We start from the raw sequence: 16,610 nt of genomic DNA, 5'->3' as shown, positions 1-16,610 counted from the left end.
CGCCGGCCTTGGGGGTTCCTTCGCCGGCAAGCCGGCTCCTGCGCTCATGCCGGGGTGGCGGGCTCCTTGTGTTGGACGGTGCTCCTGGGGACGCTGGCAAGGATCAGTTCAGCGGCCTTTTCAGCGATCATCAAGGTCGGTGAGCAGGTATTGCCCGAGGTGATGCGCGGCATGATCGAGGCATCGGCGATGCGCAGCCCCGCAATGCCGTGCACCCGCAGTTGTGCGTCCACCACCGCCTGGGCATCGCTGCCCATGCGGCAGGTGCCCACCGGATGGAAGATGGTGGTGCCGATGCGGGCCGCGGCCTCGCGCAGTTGCTCGGTGCTTTGCAGCTCGGGGCCGGGCAGGTATTCGCTGGGCTTGAAGGGTTGCAGGGCCGGGGCGCTGACGATGCGTCGGGTCAGGCGGATGGCGTCGGCGGCGACCCGCAGGTCCTCGGGGTGGCTCAGGTAGTTGGGCTGGATCAGCGGCGCATCGCCGGCCTCCACGGAACGGATCTCGACCCGGCCACGGCTCTGCGGGCGCAGGTCGCAGACCGAGGCGGTAAAGGCCGGGAAGGCGTGCAGCGGTTCGCCGAAACGCTCCAGGGACAGCGGCTGCACGTGGTACTCCAGGTTGGCCCGGGTCTGTTCCGGGCCCGAGCGGGCAAAGGCGCCAAGCTGGCTGGGGGCCATGGACAGCGGGCCGCTGCGGTCATACAGGTAGCGCAGGCCCATGCCCATCTTGCCCCACAGGCTGCCCGCGATCTGGTTCAGGGTGCGGGCGTTCTCCAGCTTGTAGATCAGGCGCAGTTGCAGGTGGTCCTGCAGGTTGCCGCCCACCCCGGGCAGGGCATGGCTGACGCCGATCCCCAAGCGTTGCAGGAGCGGCGCCGGGCCGATCCCCGAGCGCTGCAGGATGCTCGGCGAGCCGACGGAGCCGGCGCAGAGGATGATCTCGCGGCGCGCCTTGAAGTTCTCCAGGCGCCCCTGGCAGCTGGCCCGCACCGCTGTGGCGCGGCCGTCCTCGAGGATCAGCCGCTGCACTTCGATGCCGGTCAGCACCACCAGGTTCGGGCGCTGGGCGATGGGTTTGAGAAAGGCCTTGGCGGCATTCCAGCGCACCCCGGCCTTCTGGTTGACCTGGAAGTAGCCGCAGCCTTCGTTGTCGCCGCCGTTGAAGTCGTCGATGTTGCGAATGCCGCTCTGCTCGGCAGCGCTGCGAAAGGCATCGAGGATCGGCCACGACAGGCGCTGGCGCTCGACCCGCCATTCACCGGCGGCGCCGTGCAGTTCGCTGCCACCGGCAAAGTGGTTCTCGCTTTTCTTGAACAGCGGCAGCACCTGGTCCCAGCCCCAGCCCGGGTTGCCTTCAGCGGCCCAGCTGTCGTAGTCGGCAGCCTGGCCACGCATGTAGATCATGCCGTTGATCGACGAGCAGCCTCCCAGCACCTTGCCCCGCGGGTAGCTCAGGCTGCGGCCCTGCAGGCCGGGCTCGGCCTCGGTCTTGAAGCACCAGTCGGTGCGCGGGTTGCCGATGCAGAACAGGTAGCCCACGGGGATGTGGATCCAGGGATAGTTGTCGCGGCCACCGGCTTCCAGCAGCAGCACACGGTGCTGGGGATTGGCCGACAGGCGATTGGCCAGAAGACAGCCGGCGGGGCCGGCGCCGACCACGATGTAGTCGTAGGCGTCAAAGGCAGGGAGCATCCTTAACCTCGTTTTTCGTTCTTATTGGGAGCCATCCTAGTTGTTAGCTTTCGTTAAAAGAATGTTAGTTTTTACCCACCCGCTGTGCGTTTTCTAACAGCGTTGGCCTTCGACTCCGGCAAGGAAACCCCATGTTCGACTGGAATGACCTGCGCTTCTTTCTTGAGCTGCAACGCAGCGGCCGCCTGCTGACCGCCGCGCGACGGCTGAACACCACCCACGCCACGGTGGCCCGGCACATCGAGGCGGTGGAGAAGGCCCTGGGCACCGCACTGTTCGTCCAGCACGCCCAGGGCTACGAACTGACCCCGGCCGGCGAAGCGCTGCTCAAGCACGCCGAGGCCATGGAAAACGTCGCCTTGCTGGTGCAGGAAGAGATCACCCAGTCCAGCGCGCCTTTGGGCAAGATCCGTGTCGGGGTCACCGAGGGCCTGGGGGTGAAGTTTCTCGCCAGCCGCATGGTTGGGCTGTTCGAGCGGTATCCAGGGCTGGAAGTGGAACTGGTGGCGGTGCCGCGCTTTGTCAGCATTCTCAACCGTGAGGCGGAGATCAGCATCCACCTGGAGCGCCCCAGCGCCGACATGCTGGTGACCCGCAAGCTCACCGACTACCGCCTGGCGCTGTACGCCAGCCAGGCCTACCTGGACCGCGCGCCGCCCTTGCGCAGCCGCGAGGACCTGGGCCGGCATGCCTGGATCGGCTACGTCGATGATCTCTTGTTCAGCCAGGAGCTGATGTTCCTCAACAGCTTCTGCCGCAACCCCCAGGTGGTGTTCCACAGCACCAGTGTCATTGCCCAGCAGGAAGCGGCCCGTTCCGGCTTGGGGATCGCCGTGCTGCCGTGCTACATGGCCGCCGCCGACCCGCAACTGGTGCCGCTGCTGCCGGCGGAAAGCATCCAGCGCGCCTACTGGATCAGCACCCGCCGCGAACTGCACAAATCGGTGCGGCTGCGGGTGGTCTGGGATTACCTGGTGGAGCAGTGTGCGGCGCAGCAGCAGGTGTTGCTAGGGCCTGAGATCTAGCCTGGATCAGAGGATCGGCCCGCAATGGACCGAGCTGCGGATCGGTGCCCCGGGCGTGATATCGACGAAGCGCGAGCCGTAGGACACTGGGTTCAGCGGGCCGCCGTCCAGGCCCATGCCCAGGCCACCGGCGCTGCGGGTTTCGCCTTCCTGCATCAGTGGATCAAGGCATGCGCGCCAGTCCAGCAGGCGCAGGGTCACAGCCTGGCGGCGTTCCAGGTCGCCGGCCAGCAAGGGGCTGGAGCGGTGCCACAGGTACTTGCTGAACAGCAGGGCGTCGCCGGGTTCGAACGAGTCTTCGATGCGCTGTGCTTCGAAGCTGTCGGTGAGCATCCCGGGCGTGCAGTAGGTCTGGTGCAGGTGCGCGGAAAATTCGGCCACCGACTCGCCCCGTGCCAGTTTGCCTGCCAGCAGGCGCGAGAACTGAAAATTCTCCTGGGCCGAGAATTGCGACAGGGGCACCCAGGCCATGCCGCCACCTTGCACTTCGGGGCGGATCGGCTGCAGCGGCATCCACAGGCTGAAGGCCGGGTCCTGGGGGCGGATGTAGCGAAAGTTCAGCGAGTCGTAGTGCCAGGCAAAGCCCGAGCGTCCCACCCCCAGCTCGAAACTCTGGGCCTCGCTCATGATCAGGCGGCAGCCGCTGAGGCGGGTCAGCACCTGGGCGAAGGCCGGTTGCCGGTAGAGGCGTTCGAGGATGCCGACCTGGGTCACCCGGTGGGTCAGGCGACTGAAACCGTCGCCATGGGCCGAGTTGCCCGAGGAGGTCGGGCGCAGTTGGCTGTTGGCCAGCTCGCGCAGTTGCAGGATGGCCGCAGGCGTCAACAACCCCCGCAGCTTGATGAAGCCACGCTCCTTGAAATGCCGTAGATCGTCCTGGTCCAGGCGTAGCGGGTTGACCAGGGCAGGGGCGGTGTCAGGCAGGACCGGTGGCAGGTTCACGGGGGTATTCCATTACCAGGGGACAAGGCCCTTGAGTATGGACAGTGCGCGCCGGGGCGGCAGGCTGGATTCGACCTTGAGCAACGCCTTTGCGACATCGGGCAGGGAGGACGGCGCCTTAGTCGTCAGGCCGGATGTAGCGGTCCCGGGCCTGGAGGGACGGTGCCACCACGGCGCTTGTCAACGAGCCGGCCTGGTGCCGGGGCTGCCGGCAGGCTCGCGGACCGCTTGCTGGCGAGTTCCCAGCAACAGCCCCATGGCCAGCAGGCTGGCGCAACCGGCCAGGGCCATGGCCAGGCCAAATCCGCTGGTCATGGCGGCGCCATAGAGGTCGGCGAACAGCGGGTCGTGCAGCGGCAGGCGGTGTTCGGTCACCGCTTGCCGGGCCAGTTCGGCGGCGCCGTCGAACCCGGCCGCGGCGCCGGATTCGCTGAGCACTTGCACTGCCCGGGTGCTCATCAGGCTGCCGAGCAGGGCGATGCCGACGCTCATGCCGGTCTGGCGCAGGGCGTTCATGCTGGCCGAGGCGATGCCGGCGCGCTCTGCCGGTGCGCAGGCCATCACCACCAGCCCGGTGGCCGGCACCGCCAGGCCCATGCCCAGCCCCAGCAGACCGAACAGCGAACCCACCCGCCAGTAGGGCGTGTGGGCATCGAAGCCGGCCATGGCGCTCATGGCCAGGCCTACCAGGCCATAGCCGCCGACCATCAGCCAGGGCAGGGGGATGCGCCGGTGCAAGCGGCCAAAGAGCATCGATACAACGCCTGTGACCACGAACTGCGGAAGCATGCGCAGGCCGGTGTCGGCGGCGGACCAGCCCTGGATCTGCTGCAGGAAGATCGAGAAGAAGAACAGGCTGCTGTAGCAGGAAAACCCGAGGATGAACGAGGCCAGGTTGGCCACCGCAAAGGGCCGCTGGCGAAACAGGGTGACGGGTACCAGGGGCCGCTGCACTCGACGCTCGACCTGGATCAGGGCCAGCAGCGCCAGCGTCGCCAGCAGCAATGAGGTGAGCGCCTCGCGGCTGCCGAAACCGTCCTCGCCCGCGACGATCAGGCCGTAGGTCAGGGCCCCGAGGCAGAGCACGCTGAGGATCTGGCCCAGGGGGGCGAGCGCGGCGTGCTGGGGGTACTTGCGCTCGCTGATGCCCCAGCCGCCCAGGGCCAGGGCCAGCAGGCCGATGGGCAGGTTGATCAGGAAAATGCTCTGCCAGCCCAGGTGCTCCAGCAACAGGCCACCCAGCAGCGGGCCGAGGATCAGGGCCAGGGCGCTGAAGGCCGACCAGCCGCCGATCACGTGGGCCCGTTGCCGAGGCTCGGGAAAGGCGTGGCTGAGGATCGGCATCGCCCCGGGAATCAGCAGGGCCCCGGCCAGCCCCTGCACTGCGCGCCCGGCCAGCAGCAGCGAAAGCTCCTGGGCCAGCGCGCACAGCGCCGAGCCGAGGCAGAACAGCAGCACACCGATCAGCCAGCAGCGTTTGTGACCAAAGCGATCCCCCAGGGGGCCTGCCGAGAGCATGAACGCCGAGAGGCAGATGGCGTAGGCATTGACCACCCATTGCAGGCCGCCCAGGTCGGTGGCCAGGGCCTGCTGCAAGGTTGGCAGGGCGACGTTGACGATGCTGATGTCGAGGGACGCCAGGAAGGTCCCGAGGTAGGCGGCGGCGACCAGGGCCGGGCGACGATAGCGCTGCATGATGTATCTCCCGCAAGGTCTGGAATGGGCTTGCAGGGCGAGCATAGTATTTCGACTGACCGTCGGTCAATGGGGAATGAAAAAGATTCTCAACTCTCTTTTCCCCCACAAATCCCCTAGAATGGCGACCTTTGTCGAACAGCCCGGATTCGTTCATGAGTGTCAAAACCTCCCCGGTTGCCAAGCGCGCTGCCCAGCCGCGGCCGCGCACCAAACCGGCCGAAGTACGCCTGGAAGAGCTGATGGCCGCCGCCCAAGACCTGTTCCTCAGCCAGGGCGTGGAAGCCACCACCATCAGCGAGATCGTCGAGCGCGCCGAGGTGGCCAAGGGCACCTTCTATCACTACTTCCAATCCAAGAACGACATGCTGGTGGCCCTGGGGCAACGCTATACCCAGCACTACCTGCAGCGCCTGGAGCAGGCGGTGGCGGCCTGCCCCGAGGACGACTGGGTGGCGCAGCTCAGCAGCTGGATCCGCACCAGCGTGCAGGCCTACCTCGACACCTACCGCCTGCACGACATCGTCTACCCCAACCACCATCATCACGACCGCGGCAACCCGGAAAAGAACGCGATCCTCGAGCAGTTGCTGGGCCTTCTCGAAGGCGGCCAGCGCGCCGGCTGCTGGTCCCTGGCCCAGCCAGGGGTGATCGCTTCGCTGATCTACGCCGGGGTGCATGGCGCCACCGACGATGTGATCGCCGCCGGCGAGGACGATGGCCGGGCCCTGGCCGAGGCCATTGTCCAGGCGTGCCTGCGCATGCTGGGCCTGCCTCCTTCTTGATGTTTCCACGGGTAAAAGGAACGACCCTGCAATGAAAAAGATCAACCTCATTCTCGGCGCCGCGCTGGCGCTGTACCTGGCGTACCAGGCCTATGGCTCGTTCTACTACGGCACGCCGTATCAGGGCCGCGACTACAGCGCCGACCAGGCCTTCTACTACCAGAAGTACCGCTTGTTCAGCTGGCGCACCTGGATTCCCACCATGACCATGCCCGGCGATGGCGACAGCTCGCGCTACAGCGTTGGCGGCTACCTGCGGGTGTTCAAGGCCGACGGCACGCTGGTAGGGCAGTCCTATGACGGCTGCATCGCGGTGGTGGAAGTGTTCTGGTACGACGACGCAGTGGGTGGCTTCGGCTGCAGCGAGCACTTGATCGCGCTGCCCACGAAGGCCACGGCGGGCTGAGCGCCCAGTCGCGGTTTGCGGGCCCTGTCGATCGCTTCAGGCCCCGGCCTTCCACAAGCCGAACTTGCCCGCCAGATCCAGCTTGGGATCACGCACCCGGGTCAGGTTGATCGCGGCGCCGGACCAGCCGCCCTCCATCTCTTCAGTCAGGTGGTATTTCAACAGGTTGTACTGGATCGCCGTCCCCCCCAGTTGCTGGTAGCCGATGCGTGAGGTCACCGCCTCCAGCAAGCTGGAAATCAGGTATTGCAGCGGCGTTTCGTAGGCCTTGATGGCGATACCGTAGTCGAAGCTCTCAGCGTTGCTTTCGCGAAAGCAACCGAAGAATTCCTGCTTGCTCATGCTGCTGGACATGGCCGTGTTGTAGCTCTGGCGACAGGCCTCCAGGTCGGCGGCGCCGGGCCGGGGCAGGGCCAGGTGGTTGTTGAGGTTCTTCAGGGTCACACAGCCCTGGGTGGCAATGACCTCGGGCATCAGGGTCACGTCCAGTTCACCGGCACGGTCGGGGATGTTGTGCCAGGCGTTCAGGCTGTTGCGTAAAAGCTCCAGGCTGCTGCCGGGGTAACCTCGATACCCGTACACATAGGCTGGCGGCAGCACCAGGCCCATGACCGAATTCATCTGCGACACCGTCAGGTTCTGATAGTCGCGTCCATAGATGCGGGCGCTGTACTCGTCCAGGGAGTGGCGCAGCACCGAGGGCTTGAGGTTGCGCACCGACTTGCCGTTCTCCAGCGCCTCGAACAGGCTCTTCTCGTTGAGTTGGGACTTGACCTCCACGGTGGCGATCACCCCTTCGATCAGGTACACGTCCGCCGAGCCGAAGGTACGCAGCGTGGGGAAGTCGTTGCGGTAGATGATCAGGTCGATCTGCTTGGAGATGCTCCCTTCGGAGTCGATGATCTGCCCGGCACCGATGCTGATGTTGCTCGGCAGAAAGCGCTTGAGGACGTCACGGATGAAACTCTCCCGGGCGTCACCGAGGACGCCGGAGTGGCTGGCGATGGTGCTGCTGACGCTGAAGCTGCTTTCCAGGACCCGGGCGATGGATTTCGCCCATTTGCTGATGATTGCCATGGGGCTTCCTTGGGGATCAGGGGACGAGCAAGTCGAAATGGCCTGTGGCCAGGGGTTCGCCGTTGACCAGCAATCGCACGCCGTGGCGCCCCGGATAGTGGCGGCGGGTGGTCAGTTCGCGGATCTGCTGGCTGCGGCCAAGCTCCACCTGGGCCAGGCCTTGCAGGGTGAAGGTCTTGAGCTTGAACACCTTGCTCGCGGTGGCGCCGGAGGCCTTGACGTAGTCGATGGCGTAATCCACCACCAGGCGCTGTTCGTGCGAGCAGGTGGAGACCAGGGTCAGGGACAGGTTGAGGCTGTCCCCCAGGCGCAATTGCCCGGGGGCCACCTGGAAGCGGCAAACCTGGACCTCGGCCCGGGCCCCGGCGCCGATCAGCGCCAGGGCCCGGCGGTCGCCCTGCTTGATCAGGCTGCGCAAGGCATGACGGGCGATCCAGGCACTGTGCGGCTGCTCCAGGGGCCAGCCTTCAAGACGTTCCAGGACCCACTGCGGGTGCTCTTTGGTGATGTCGTTGAGGTGGTTGGCCACCGACTTGCGCACGTACAGGCTGGGGTCATTGCGCAGGTGTTCGAGGATCGGCGCCGCCAGTTGCGGGTCGGCCTGCAACTGCTCCAGGCGGAACGACCAGGGCAGGCGCGGGCGGCTGCCTTCGCTGGCCAGGCGGCGTACGTGTTCATCGCTGTCCGTGGCCCACTCGTGCATCACGGCCAGCGTGCGCTGGCAGTCCTGGCGCAAGAAGTGGCGCACGGCGAACTCTGATGAGCCGAAGCCGGTGAAGTACTTCAGCGCCGCCATGGACAGCTCGAAGTCATGCAGGCCGTAGCTGGCCACGTAGTGGGGCAGGAAGATGCACACGAAGCGGCTGTTTAGGCGCGGCGCCAGGGCTTGCAGCAGCTCCAGGCTGCTGGGGTAGTCCAGGCCCAGTACCTGGTGCAGGCTCTCGCTGACCCGGGCCAGGCGCTGCATCAGCGACAGCTCGGCGAGGCCGTGGCCGGCCCGTTGCAGGAACCCCTGGCGGTCGAAGGCCGGATGCACCGCGTGCATGGCGTCGGCGATATGCATCAGGCGCTGCTGGTTGAAGATTTCCTTGAGGGCGGGGGCCTGCTCTTGGGTAGAACTCATGGGGCGTATCCATTCAAAGCCGGGGCGGCGTCCACTCTACACGCCCTCTGCTGACAGAATCTGTCGGTAGCCGCCGGAGGGCGTGTTGCGTCATGCAGATCGTTTTGCGGTGTTGCTGAGGCCGCCTTCGCCGGCAAGCCGGCTCCTACGGTGTGTCGTGCCGGGCCTGTAGGAGCTGGCTTGCCAGCGAAGGGTACACCACGGCCCTCAGATCATTCCCCGGCGTCCTTGAGACCGCCTTCACCGGCAAGCCGACTCCTGCGAGGTGGCGCAGGGCCTGGCGCCTCAGCGCATCGGCGGCAGCGGGCTTTCGATCTGTTCGTCCTGTTCGTCGGCTTCGAACAGCCGGGCCAGTTCGGCGCGGGCTTCCTGGGCGCTTTGCAGGACCTTGGCGGCGTCGTCGTAGACGGCATGCTGGGCCGCCAGCAGTTGTTCGTCGTGCTGGGTGAAACGCTGGATCCGCGAATCGGCCTGGGCCTGGCTCAAGCCCAGCCCCACCAGGGTGCGGCGGCTCATTTCCAGGCTGGAATAGTAGGTCTCCCGCACCGCCTGGGCCCCCAGGTCCACCAGCCGGTGCACGTGCTGGCGGTTGCGCGCCCGGGCGATGATCTTCAGGTGCGGGTAGAGCCGGCTGACCTGCTCGGCGGTCTTGATATTGGTTTCCGGGTCGTCGGTGGCAATGACGAAGTACTCCGCTTCGCCGACCTTGGCCGCGCTGAGGATCTCCGGGCGCAACGGGTCGCCGTAGAACACCGGCATGCCGCCGAAACTGCGGATCAGTTCGATGGTTTCCACCGAAGTGTCCAGGGCCACGAAGGGCACTTTCTGTGCCCGCAGGATCCGCGCCACGATCTGCCCCATGCGGCCCATGCCGGCAATCACCACCCGCGGCCCGTCGGAATCGATCCGGCGGTACTCGGCGGGCATTTCCACCGGCTTGGCCTTGGGTTTCAGCCAGCGGGTGCAGGCCAGCAACAGCAGTGGGGTGAGGGCCATGGACAGGGTGATGGTCAGCACCAGCAGGTCATACAGGCGGGGCTCGAACAGGCCCTGGTCGCGGCCGATCTTGAACACCACGAAAGCGAACTCGCCGCCCGCCGCCAGCACCACCCCGAGGCGCACCGCACTCTCGCGTCCCAGGCCACCGGCCAGGCGCCCGACCACGAACAGCAGCGGCAGCTTGAGGGCGATCAGCAGCAGGGTCAGGCCCAGCACCGCGATGGGCGCGCTGAGCAGCAGGCTGATATTGGCGCCCATGCCGACGCTGATGAAGAACAGCCCCAGCAGCAGGCCCTTGAAGGGTTCGATCTGTGCTTCCAGCTCGTGGCGGTATTCCGAGTCTGCCAGCAGCAGGCCGGCGAGGAAGGCGCCCAGGGCCATGGACACGCCCACCAGGTCCATCAGCCAGGCGGTGCCGATCACCACCAGCAGGGCAGTGGCGGTGGAGACTTCCGGCAAGCGGGTCTTGGCCACGATGCGAAACACCGGGCGCAGCAGGTAGCGCCCGCCCACCACCACCACGGCGATGCTGCCCAGCACTTGCAGGCCGTGGCGCAGGTCCTCGGCGCTGCTGGTGTGGTGATCGCCACCGGCCAGCACCGGGACCATGGCGATCAGTGGAATGGCGGCGATGTCCTGGAACAGCAGGATGGCGAAGGCCATGCGCCCATGAGGGCTGTTCAGCTCCTTGCGTTCGGCCAGGCTTTGCAGGCCCAGGGCGGTGGACGACAGGGCCAGGCCCAGGCCCAGGACAATGGCACTGTTGAGCGACTGGCCGAACAGAAACAGCGCCACCACGCCGATCAGCATCCCGGTCAGCAGCACCTGGGCCAGGCCGACGCCGAACACCGCCTTGCGCATCACCCACAGGCGCTTGGGCGACAGCTCCAGGCCGATGATGAACAACAGCAGCACCACCCCCAGTTCGGAGATATGGCTGACGCTCTGGGGGTTGCCCACCAGGCCCAGCACCGAGGGGCCGATCAGCACCCCGGCCAGCAGGTAGCCGAGCACGGCCCCCAGTTGCAGGCGCTTGGCCAGGGGCACGATGAGCACGGCGGCGCAGAGGAACACGACGGCGGCTTGTAGCAGGTTGCCTTCTTGGGGCATGGGCAGGACTCCAGGTAAAACGCTGCGCGGAAGGTTCCATGGCTGATGATAGACAGCCATCGGTGACGCTTTCAGCGGCGGTTGATCGCCGCGATGATCGGCGCAAAAAAATGAATGCAGGACAAAGGCCGTGGCCGGGTTTGCGGTCCTTCAGAGCAGGTCGCGCCAAAGGCTGTGGGCCCCCTGGGTGTCAGATGGCAATTGGTTGAGCAGGGCAGTGGCGTCATCGCCCTGGTTGTAGAAAACCACAAAGTCGCCGCTGTCGAAGTCGATCCGGAAACCGCAGAGAAAGGTGCGTCCCAGTTCTGGCCAGTTGTCGAACAGCCCCTGCACCCGGACGATCAATGCGCCCTGCAGGTGGCTGGCCGCCAGCCTGGGAAAGAGGTCGCGGGCCTCCCACGCACAGCGCACGCCGGCCTCGAGTTCAAAGCCCTCAGGCAGGCGCATGGGCCTTTGTGCGGCGCCGACGCTTTCCCCGTCAGCGAGCAGGAACAGGCTGACCTGGCTGCCGTCCTGGCCATCCAGTTGCAGGGCGCCACAGCCATCGGTCAGCACCTGCCCGTTGTACAGATACTGGGCGTGGGTCAGTGCCTGCAGGCGCCGGCCCAGCAGACTGGCGGCGGCCTGGAGGTGCTCGGGTTGTGCGGCGGGATTCAGGCGTGGATCGTCAGGCACGTGGGATTCCTACAGGGGGGCAAAGCGCCCATCCCACTGCGGGTCCAGGCGCTGGATGCGCGCAGCCAGCGGTGGGTGGGTGGCCATCAGGCGGCCCAGGCGCAGTTTCACCCCCTGGTGAAAATACAGGTGGCTGTACTGCGCGGCGGCGAAGGCGCGCAGGCGCGAACCGGCGCTGCTGCCGCCGATCTTTTTCAGGGCGCCGGCAATGCCCTGGGGGTTGCGGGTGAACTGCACCGCCGAGGCATCGGCGAGAAACTCGCGCTGACGGCAGATGGCGGCCTTGATCAGGTTGCCCAGCAGGCTGCCCAGGGAACCGAAGACCAGCAGGGCCAGGCCCAGCACGGCGAAGATGATCTGCCAGAAAAAGCGGTGGCGGTCGCTGCCCAGGTGCTGCTTTTCAGCCTGGCGCAGCACCGCGATGCCCGCCAGGCTGAACACCAGCAGGCCGTGGATCACGGCCAGCAGGCGGGTGTTGAGGCGCATGTCGCCGTTGTGAATGTGGCTGAACTCGTGGGCCACCATGCCCTGCAATTCGTCGCGGTCCAGATGGGTGAGGGCTCCGCGGGTGATGCCGAGCACCGCCTGCTGCGGTGTCAGTCCGGCGGCGAAGGCGTTGATCCCGTCTTCCGGCAGCACATACACCGCAGGCATGGTGGCGCCCGAGGCCAGGGCCATTTCCTCGACGATATTGAGCAGTCGCTGTTCCTCGCTGCCTCGTGGAGAGTCGTTGATCAGGCGCCCGCCCAGATGCTCGGCGATCACCTTGCCGCCGGCCCGCAGGCGCCAGCTCTTGTACCAACTGCCCAGCAGCACCACCAGCAGCATCAGCAGCGCCACCACGGCCACTGCGGTCCAGCTCAAGACCTTGGGCTGCTTGTATTCCTGGCTCAGCTCGCGCCATGCAAGGCCCAGCCCCAGGCTGCTGAGGCTGACCAGGGTGGCTACCGCCAGGGTCATCAACAGCACCAGCTTGAGGGTGTGGCGCCGGGCTCGGGCCTGGTGTTGAAAGAACTTCATGCAGGTTTCCGGGGGCAGGTGCAGTTACTGGAAGGAGACTTTGCTGGCGTCTTGAATGCGCGCGCTGTCGGCAAATTGCAGCAGGGCGGCATCGGCCCGGTGGCCGAACAGCCCGGCGAAAAACAGTGCCGGCACCCGCTGCTTGCACAGGTTGTAGTCGGTCACTGCATCGTTGAAGGCCTGGCGTGCGTAGGCGACCTTGTTCTCGGTGCTGGTCAGTTCTTCGCTGAGTTGCGCCATGTTCTGCGAGGCCTTGAGTTCCGGGTAGGCCTCCAGGCTCAGGTGCAGGCGGTCGAGGACCTGGTCCAGGGCACCCTGGTCCTGGCCCAGGCGGGCGATGCGTGCGCTGTCGCCGGGTTGCGCGGCGGCGGCTTGCAGGCTATCCCGGGCACTGTTGCGGGCCTCGGCCAGGGCGGTCAGGGTCTGGCGCTCGTGCTGCAGGTAGCCCTTGACGGTTTCCAGCAGGTTGGGGATCAGGTCGTAGCGGCGCTTGAGTTGCACCTCGATCTGGGCGAAGGCATTGCGCAGACGGGTACGCCGGGTGGTCAGGCGGTTGTAGAGGCTGACCAGGTACAGCGCCAGAGCGGCGAGCAGCACCAGGGCGACGATATCGGCGGTGGCCATGGGATGTCCTTATCGAGTGAGGCGTGGGGGCGGCAATGGTAACGGAATCTTCCTGTTCGGTGACACACCTTCGCCGGCGACCCGTCAATGATTGCCAAGGGTCGGCAATTCTGCGAAAAAGCGCTCGGCTTGCGCGGGGACCGAAGGGCTCCGCCGCCTTTTATTCAATGAACCAGGGACAGGTGATGGACAAGATCATGCTCAGGTTGACGGTGGTGGACGACTATCCGCCGGTGGCCAGCGAAGGGGTCTGGGCCGAACGCCAGCCCGATGGCCTGTACCGTATCGCCAACCTTCCGTTCTACTCCCAGGATGCCTGTTACGAGGACGACGTCGAAGTCCAGGTGGAGGCCGATGGCCTGAAGTGGTTCAGGCGGGTCGGGCGCAGCAGTGGCAACAGCACGTTGCGCCTGGTGTTCTTTGACGCCGGCAGGGCCCGGACCCCCGAGGTGCTGGCGCGGATCAACGCCCTGGGCTGCAGCTGGGAGGGCATGAGCAAGGCGTTCCTTGCTGTCAATGTGCCTGCCTCGGTGTCGCTGGACAGCGTGCTGGAGTACCTGCAGGAGTGCTTTGAGCAGGATTGGCTGGATTATGAAAGCGGGCTGTTGCGCCAGTGACCGCGAATAAGGAGCAAGGAGCGATGAGTTTGAAATTTCATGCCACTGGCTACAGTGCCTGCACTGAAGACGAGGTGCAGATCCTGGGCTTTGCCGACGACGGGCAGCAGCCCGGGCACTACCTGCTGTTGCAGCGCGCCGAATGCTTTGACGAGCAGGACCGGCAGTTGGGCATGGACACTTACCATGTGGAACTGGGCGGCCAGGCAGTGTCCGGCTATGGCGGCATCCGCCAGGTGCTGCTGGCCCCGGGCCGCCTGACCCTGCATTTTGGCGATTCCCAGGCCTGGTGCCGGGGCTTGCCCAGCCTTGAGATCAGCTGGAAGCCGGGGCTCGCCAGCGTCGAGGAGGTCGCGATGGCGCTGGGGGCGATCTTTCTCGATACCGATACCCTGATCGAGGTGGCGCCACAGTGATTGCCAAGCCGGGGCAATTCTGCGAAAAAGCGCGCCGCAGTCCCGTGACGGGGCAATGCTTGAACGGGAGTGAACCATGAGCGACGAATTGCAGGTCATCGATATCCAGCCGGGCGACGGCAAGGCTGTGGTCAAGGGCGCCTTGATCACCACCCAGTACCGGGGCTTTCTGGAGGACGGCAGCAGCTTCGACTCCTCCTATGATCGTGGCAAGCCGTTCCAGTGCGTGATCGGTACCGGCCGGGTGATCAAGGGCTGGGACCAGGGCCTGATGGGCATGCAGGTGGGTGGCAAGCGCAAGCTGCTGGTGCCGGCGCACCTGGGTTATGGCGAGCGTTCCATGGGCGCCATCCCGCCCAATTCCAACCTGATCTTCGAGATCGAGTTGCTGGAAGTGCTGACCCGGGACGATTGAAGGCTTGAGGAGCGAGGGGCCGATGCGTGCCAATAAAGCCTGCCCGGTGGTGCTGCGCCATTCCACCGAGCTGGAGATCCTGGCTTTCCGCCATCCGCTGGCCGGCCTGCAACTGGTCAAGGGCACGGTGGAGGCGGGGGAGTCCACGGCTACTGCAGCCGTTCGCGAGCTGGCGGAAGAGGCCGGTGTCCAGGCCGGGGAAAGCGGTTTCCTGGGGCTCTGGCATTCGGGTTTCTGCGGCCAGGTGTGGGCCTTCCATGAATGCCGGGTGCCAGCGCCGTTGCCGGAAAGCTGGAGCCATTTCGCCGCGGATGACGGCGGCCATCGGTTCGAGTTTTTCTGGCAGCCCCTGGCCAGCCTGCCGTCGGAGCAATGGCACCCGCTGTTCCAGGGCGCCCTGGGATTCCTGCGCCAACGCCTGCTGGGCGAAGGCGCCGAGGCCTAGGCAAGCGGTTTATTGTCCGAGACGGTAGTGGTTGTTGCCGCTGCGCCGGGCCTCGTACATCGCCTGGAAGCCGAGCATGCCGTAGATCGCCTCCGACCAGTACAGGCGCTGGGTATCGACCTCCCAGTCCCAGGTGTCGATCCGCGCAAAATACTGGCTGCGCTTGAACCGTTCGGCATCGTCGGGCCGGCTTGCGTTGTCGAGGGCAGGGGAGCAAGATGCGCTCTATATAGGTATAGGGGGTATAGGTATGTCGCACACTCACGCGCAGAAAGATGAGTTGCTCAAGCGGGTCCGGCGCATTCTCGGCCAGGTCCAGGCTGTGGAGCGAGCCCTGGAAAGCGGGGCCGACTGCGGCAAGACCCTGCACCTGGTGGCCGCCACTCGGGGCGCCATCAGCGGCCTGATGGGCGAGATCATCGAAGCCCATGCCCTGGAGCACGTGGCCAACCCCGAGCTCAGCGATGCCGAGCGGGCCCGGGGCGTGGATGAACTGCTTGAAGCCATCCGCCGTTATTCCAAGTAGGAGCCGCTCATGAACCTGTCTCAGCAGGCTGCACACCTGGCCCACGATCATCAGTTTCTCGGTGCTGATCACGACGACAACGCCCGCCGCACGCTGTGGGTGGTGCTGTTGACGGTGGTGATGATGGCGGGGGAGATCGTCGCCGGTTACCTCACCGGTTCCATGGCCCTGCTGGCTGATGGGCTGCACATGGCCACCCACGCCGGGGCCCTGGGCATCGCGGCGGCGGCCTACGGTTTTGCCCGGCGCAATGCCGGCAACCGGCGTTTCAGTTTCGGCACCGGCAAGGTCGGCGACCTGGCGGGCTTTGCCTCGGCCATCATTCTCGGCCTGGTGGCGCTGGGCATTGCCGGCGAATCCCTGGTGCGGCTGTTCCAGCCCACTCGCGTAGCCTTTGGCGAAGCCACGCTGATCGCCGTGGCGGGGTTGCTGGTGAACATTCTCAGCGCCTGGCTGCTGGGCGGGGGGCACGACCATCATGGCCATGGCCGTTCCCACGGCCACTCTCATGATCACGAGCATCACGAGCATCACGAGCATCACGAGCATCACGAGCATCACGAGCATCACGAGCATCACCAGTCGCACCGGGCCGGGGGCGACAACAACCTGCGTTCGGCCTATGTGCATGTTTTGGCCGATGCCCTGACGTCGGTGCTGGCCATTGCCGCGCTGCTGGCCGGGCGCTACCTGGGTTGGGTCTGGCTCGACCCGGCGATGGGCATTGTCGGCGCGCTGGTGATTGCCCGCTGGTCCTATGCCCTGATCAAGTCCAGCGCCGCGGTGCTGCTCGATGCCAGCGATGAGCAGGTGGCCGGGCAAATCCGCGCATCGGTGGAAGGGCCGGGGGATGCCAGTATCGTCGACCTGCACGTGTGGCAGGTGGGCCCCGGGGCCCGGGCGGCGATTGTCAGTGTGGTGGCCCGGGCCTCGCTCAGTGCCGAGACCGTGCGTGCGCGCCTGGCCGCGCTGCCCGGGCTGTCGCACCTGACCCTGGAATTGCGCAGCGTCTGAAGCCG

General features: G+C 66.0%; 18 protein-coding genes and 1 pseudogene. 9 read left to right on the top strand and 10 right to left on the bottom strand.

What is annotated here, in order from left to right:
- Positions 1 to 44: 44 nt before the first annotated feature.
- The gene (locus AC1RCO_RS25995; RefSeq protein ID WP_492618176.1) at positions 45 to 1,691 is read right to left on the bottom strand and encodes a GMC family oxidoreductase; all 1,647 of its coding nucleotides are present in this window, start codon (positions 1,689 to 1,691) and stop codon (positions 45 to 47) included.
- Between the two features lie 131 nt (positions 1,692 to 1,822).
- Between AC1RCO_RS25995 and AC1RCO_RS25990 the strand changes: the two genes are divergently transcribed.
- On the top strand, positions 1,823 to 2,716 hold the full coding sequence (locus AC1RCO_RS25990) for a LysR family transcriptional regulator (RefSeq protein WP_011060785.1): 894 nt from the start codon (positions 1,823 to 1,825) through the stop codon (positions 2,714 to 2,716).
- 6 nt (positions 2,717 to 2,722) lie between these two features.
- Here the strand turns inward: AC1RCO_RS25990 and AC1RCO_RS25985 are convergent, their stop codons facing one another.
- Both AC1RCO_RS25985 and AC1RCO_RS25980 read right to left on the bottom strand, forming a co-directional pair.
- Positions 2,723 to 3,658: a phytanoyl-CoA dioxygenase family protein gene (locus tag AC1RCO_RS25985; protein WP_342403587.1), complete on the bottom strand. Its 936-nt coding sequence runs from the start codon at positions 3,656 to 3,658 to the stop codon at positions 2,723 to 2,725.
- Between the two features lie 180 nt (positions 3,659 to 3,838).
- Entirely contained in the window at positions 3,839 to 5,353 is a 1,515-nt protein-coding gene (locus AC1RCO_RS25980) for an MFS transporter (protein WP_492618175.1), read from the bottom strand.
- 155 nt (positions 5,354 to 5,508) lie between these two features.
- On the opposite strand from AC1RCO_RS25980, the gene AC1RCO_RS25975 reads away from it, so the two are divergent.
- Positions 5,509 to 6,138 (top strand): TetR/AcrR family transcriptional regulator, encoded by a 630-nt coding sequence (locus AC1RCO_RS25975; protein ID WP_015635232.1) that lies wholly within the window; start codon positions 5,509 to 5,511, stop codon positions 6,136 to 6,138.
- A 31-nt stretch (positions 6,139 to 6,169) separates the two neighbouring features.
- Positions 6,170 to 6,544 (top strand): hypothetical protein, encoded by a 375-nt coding sequence (locus AC1RCO_RS25970; protein ID WP_011060789.1) that lies wholly within the window; start codon positions 6,170 to 6,172, stop codon positions 6,542 to 6,544.
- A 36-nt stretch (positions 6,545 to 6,580) separates the two neighbouring features.
- Here the strand turns inward: AC1RCO_RS25970 and AC1RCO_RS25965 are convergent, their stop codons facing one another.
- From AC1RCO_RS25965 to AC1RCO_RS25940, 6 genes are all read right to left on the bottom strand, one after another.
- Positions 6,581 to 7,621 (bottom strand): DUF6602 domain-containing protein, encoded by a 1,041-nt coding sequence (locus tag AC1RCO_RS25965; RefSeq protein WP_011060790.1) that lies wholly within the window; start codon positions 7,619 to 7,621, stop codon positions 6,581 to 6,583.
- 16 nt (positions 7,622 to 7,637) lie between these two features.
- A complete protein-coding gene (locus tag AC1RCO_RS25960; protein WP_065363781.1) occupies positions 7,638 to 8,744 on the bottom strand; it encodes a DNA alkylation repair protein in 1,107 nt (368 codons plus the stop codon).
- 285 nt (positions 8,745 to 9,029) lie between these two features.
- Positions 9,030 to 10,853, bottom strand: a complete 1,824-nt coding sequence (locus AC1RCO_RS25955) for a monovalent cation:proton antiporter-2 (CPA2) family protein (RefSeq protein ID WP_492618174.1) — start codon at positions 10,851 to 10,853, stop codon at positions 9,030 to 9,032.
- Between the two features lie 150 nt (positions 10,854 to 11,003).
- Positions 11,004 to 11,528, bottom strand: coding sequence for a hypothetical protein (locus AC1RCO_RS25950; RefSeq protein ID WP_492618173.1), 525 nt, complete (start codon positions 11,526 to 11,528; stop codon positions 11,004 to 11,006).
- A gap of 9 nt (positions 11,529 to 11,537) precedes the next feature.
- On the bottom strand, positions 11,538 to 12,548 hold the full coding sequence (locus AC1RCO_RS25945) for a M48 family metallopeptidase (protein WP_492618172.1): 1,011 nt from the start codon (positions 12,546 to 12,548) through the stop codon (positions 11,538 to 11,540).
- Between the two features lie 24 nt (positions 12,549 to 12,572).
- Complete coding sequence (locus AC1RCO_RS25940) at positions 12,573 to 13,172, bottom strand: LemA family protein (protein ID WP_072452305.1); 600 nt, start codon at positions 13,170 to 13,172, stop codon at positions 12,573 to 12,575.
- A 185-nt stretch (positions 13,173 to 13,357) separates the two neighbouring features.
- Here AC1RCO_RS25940 and AC1RCO_RS25935 point away from each other — a divergent pair, with 185 nt between their 5' ends.
- From AC1RCO_RS25935 to AC1RCO_RS25920, 4 genes are all read left to right on the top strand, one after another.
- On the top strand, positions 13,358 to 13,789 hold the full coding sequence (locus tag AC1RCO_RS25935) for a DUF4265 domain-containing protein (RefSeq protein ID WP_019094391.1): 432 nt from the start codon (positions 13,358 to 13,360) through the stop codon (positions 13,787 to 13,789).
- A gap of 23 nt (positions 13,790 to 13,812) precedes the next feature.
- Positions 13,813 to 14,205 (top strand): Imm10 family immunity protein, encoded by a 393-nt coding sequence (locus tag AC1RCO_RS25930; RefSeq protein ID WP_015635243.1) that lies wholly within the window; start codon positions 13,813 to 13,815, stop codon positions 14,203 to 14,205.
- 76 nt (positions 14,206 to 14,281) lie between these two features.
- A complete protein-coding gene (locus AC1RCO_RS25925; protein ID WP_011060802.1) occupies positions 14,282 to 14,620 on the top strand; it encodes an FKBP-type peptidyl-prolyl cis-trans isomerase in 339 nt (112 codons plus the stop codon).
- A gap of 22 nt (positions 14,621 to 14,642) precedes the next feature.
- On the top strand, positions 14,643 to 15,065 hold the full coding sequence (locus AC1RCO_RS25920) for an NUDIX hydrolase (protein ID WP_065363786.1): 423 nt from the start codon (positions 14,643 to 14,645) through the stop codon (positions 15,063 to 15,065).
- Between the two features lie 63 nt (positions 15,066 to 15,128).
- Here the strand turns inward: AC1RCO_RS25920 and AC1RCO_RS25915 are convergent.
- Positions 15,129 to 15,248, bottom strand: a pseudogene (locus AC1RCO_RS25915) (sensor domain-containing diguanylate cyclase); the annotation flags it as partial.
- Positions 15,249 to 15,315: 67 nt separating this feature from the next.
- Between AC1RCO_RS25915 and AC1RCO_RS25910 the strand changes: the two are divergent.
- Both AC1RCO_RS25910 and dmeF read left to right on the top strand, forming a co-directional pair.
- Positions 15,316 to 15,591: a metal/formaldehyde-sensitive transcriptional repressor gene (locus AC1RCO_RS25910; RefSeq protein ID WP_011060804.1), complete on the top strand. Its 276-nt coding sequence runs from the start codon at positions 15,316 to 15,318 to the stop codon at positions 15,589 to 15,591.
- 9 nt (positions 15,592 to 15,600) lie between these two features.
- Complete coding sequence (gene dmeF / locus AC1RCO_RS25905) at positions 15,601 to 16,605, top strand: CDF family Co(II)/Ni(II) efflux transporter DmeF (RefSeq protein ID WP_492618171.1); 1,005 nt, start codon at positions 15,601 to 15,603, stop codon at positions 16,603 to 16,605.
- Positions 16,606 to 16,610 lie beyond the last annotated feature (5 nt).

It is taken from the genome of Pseudomonas sp. GW823-FHT03E05, assembly GCF_058796855.1.
This window is presented reverse-complemented; position numbering and strand designations above follow the sequence as displayed.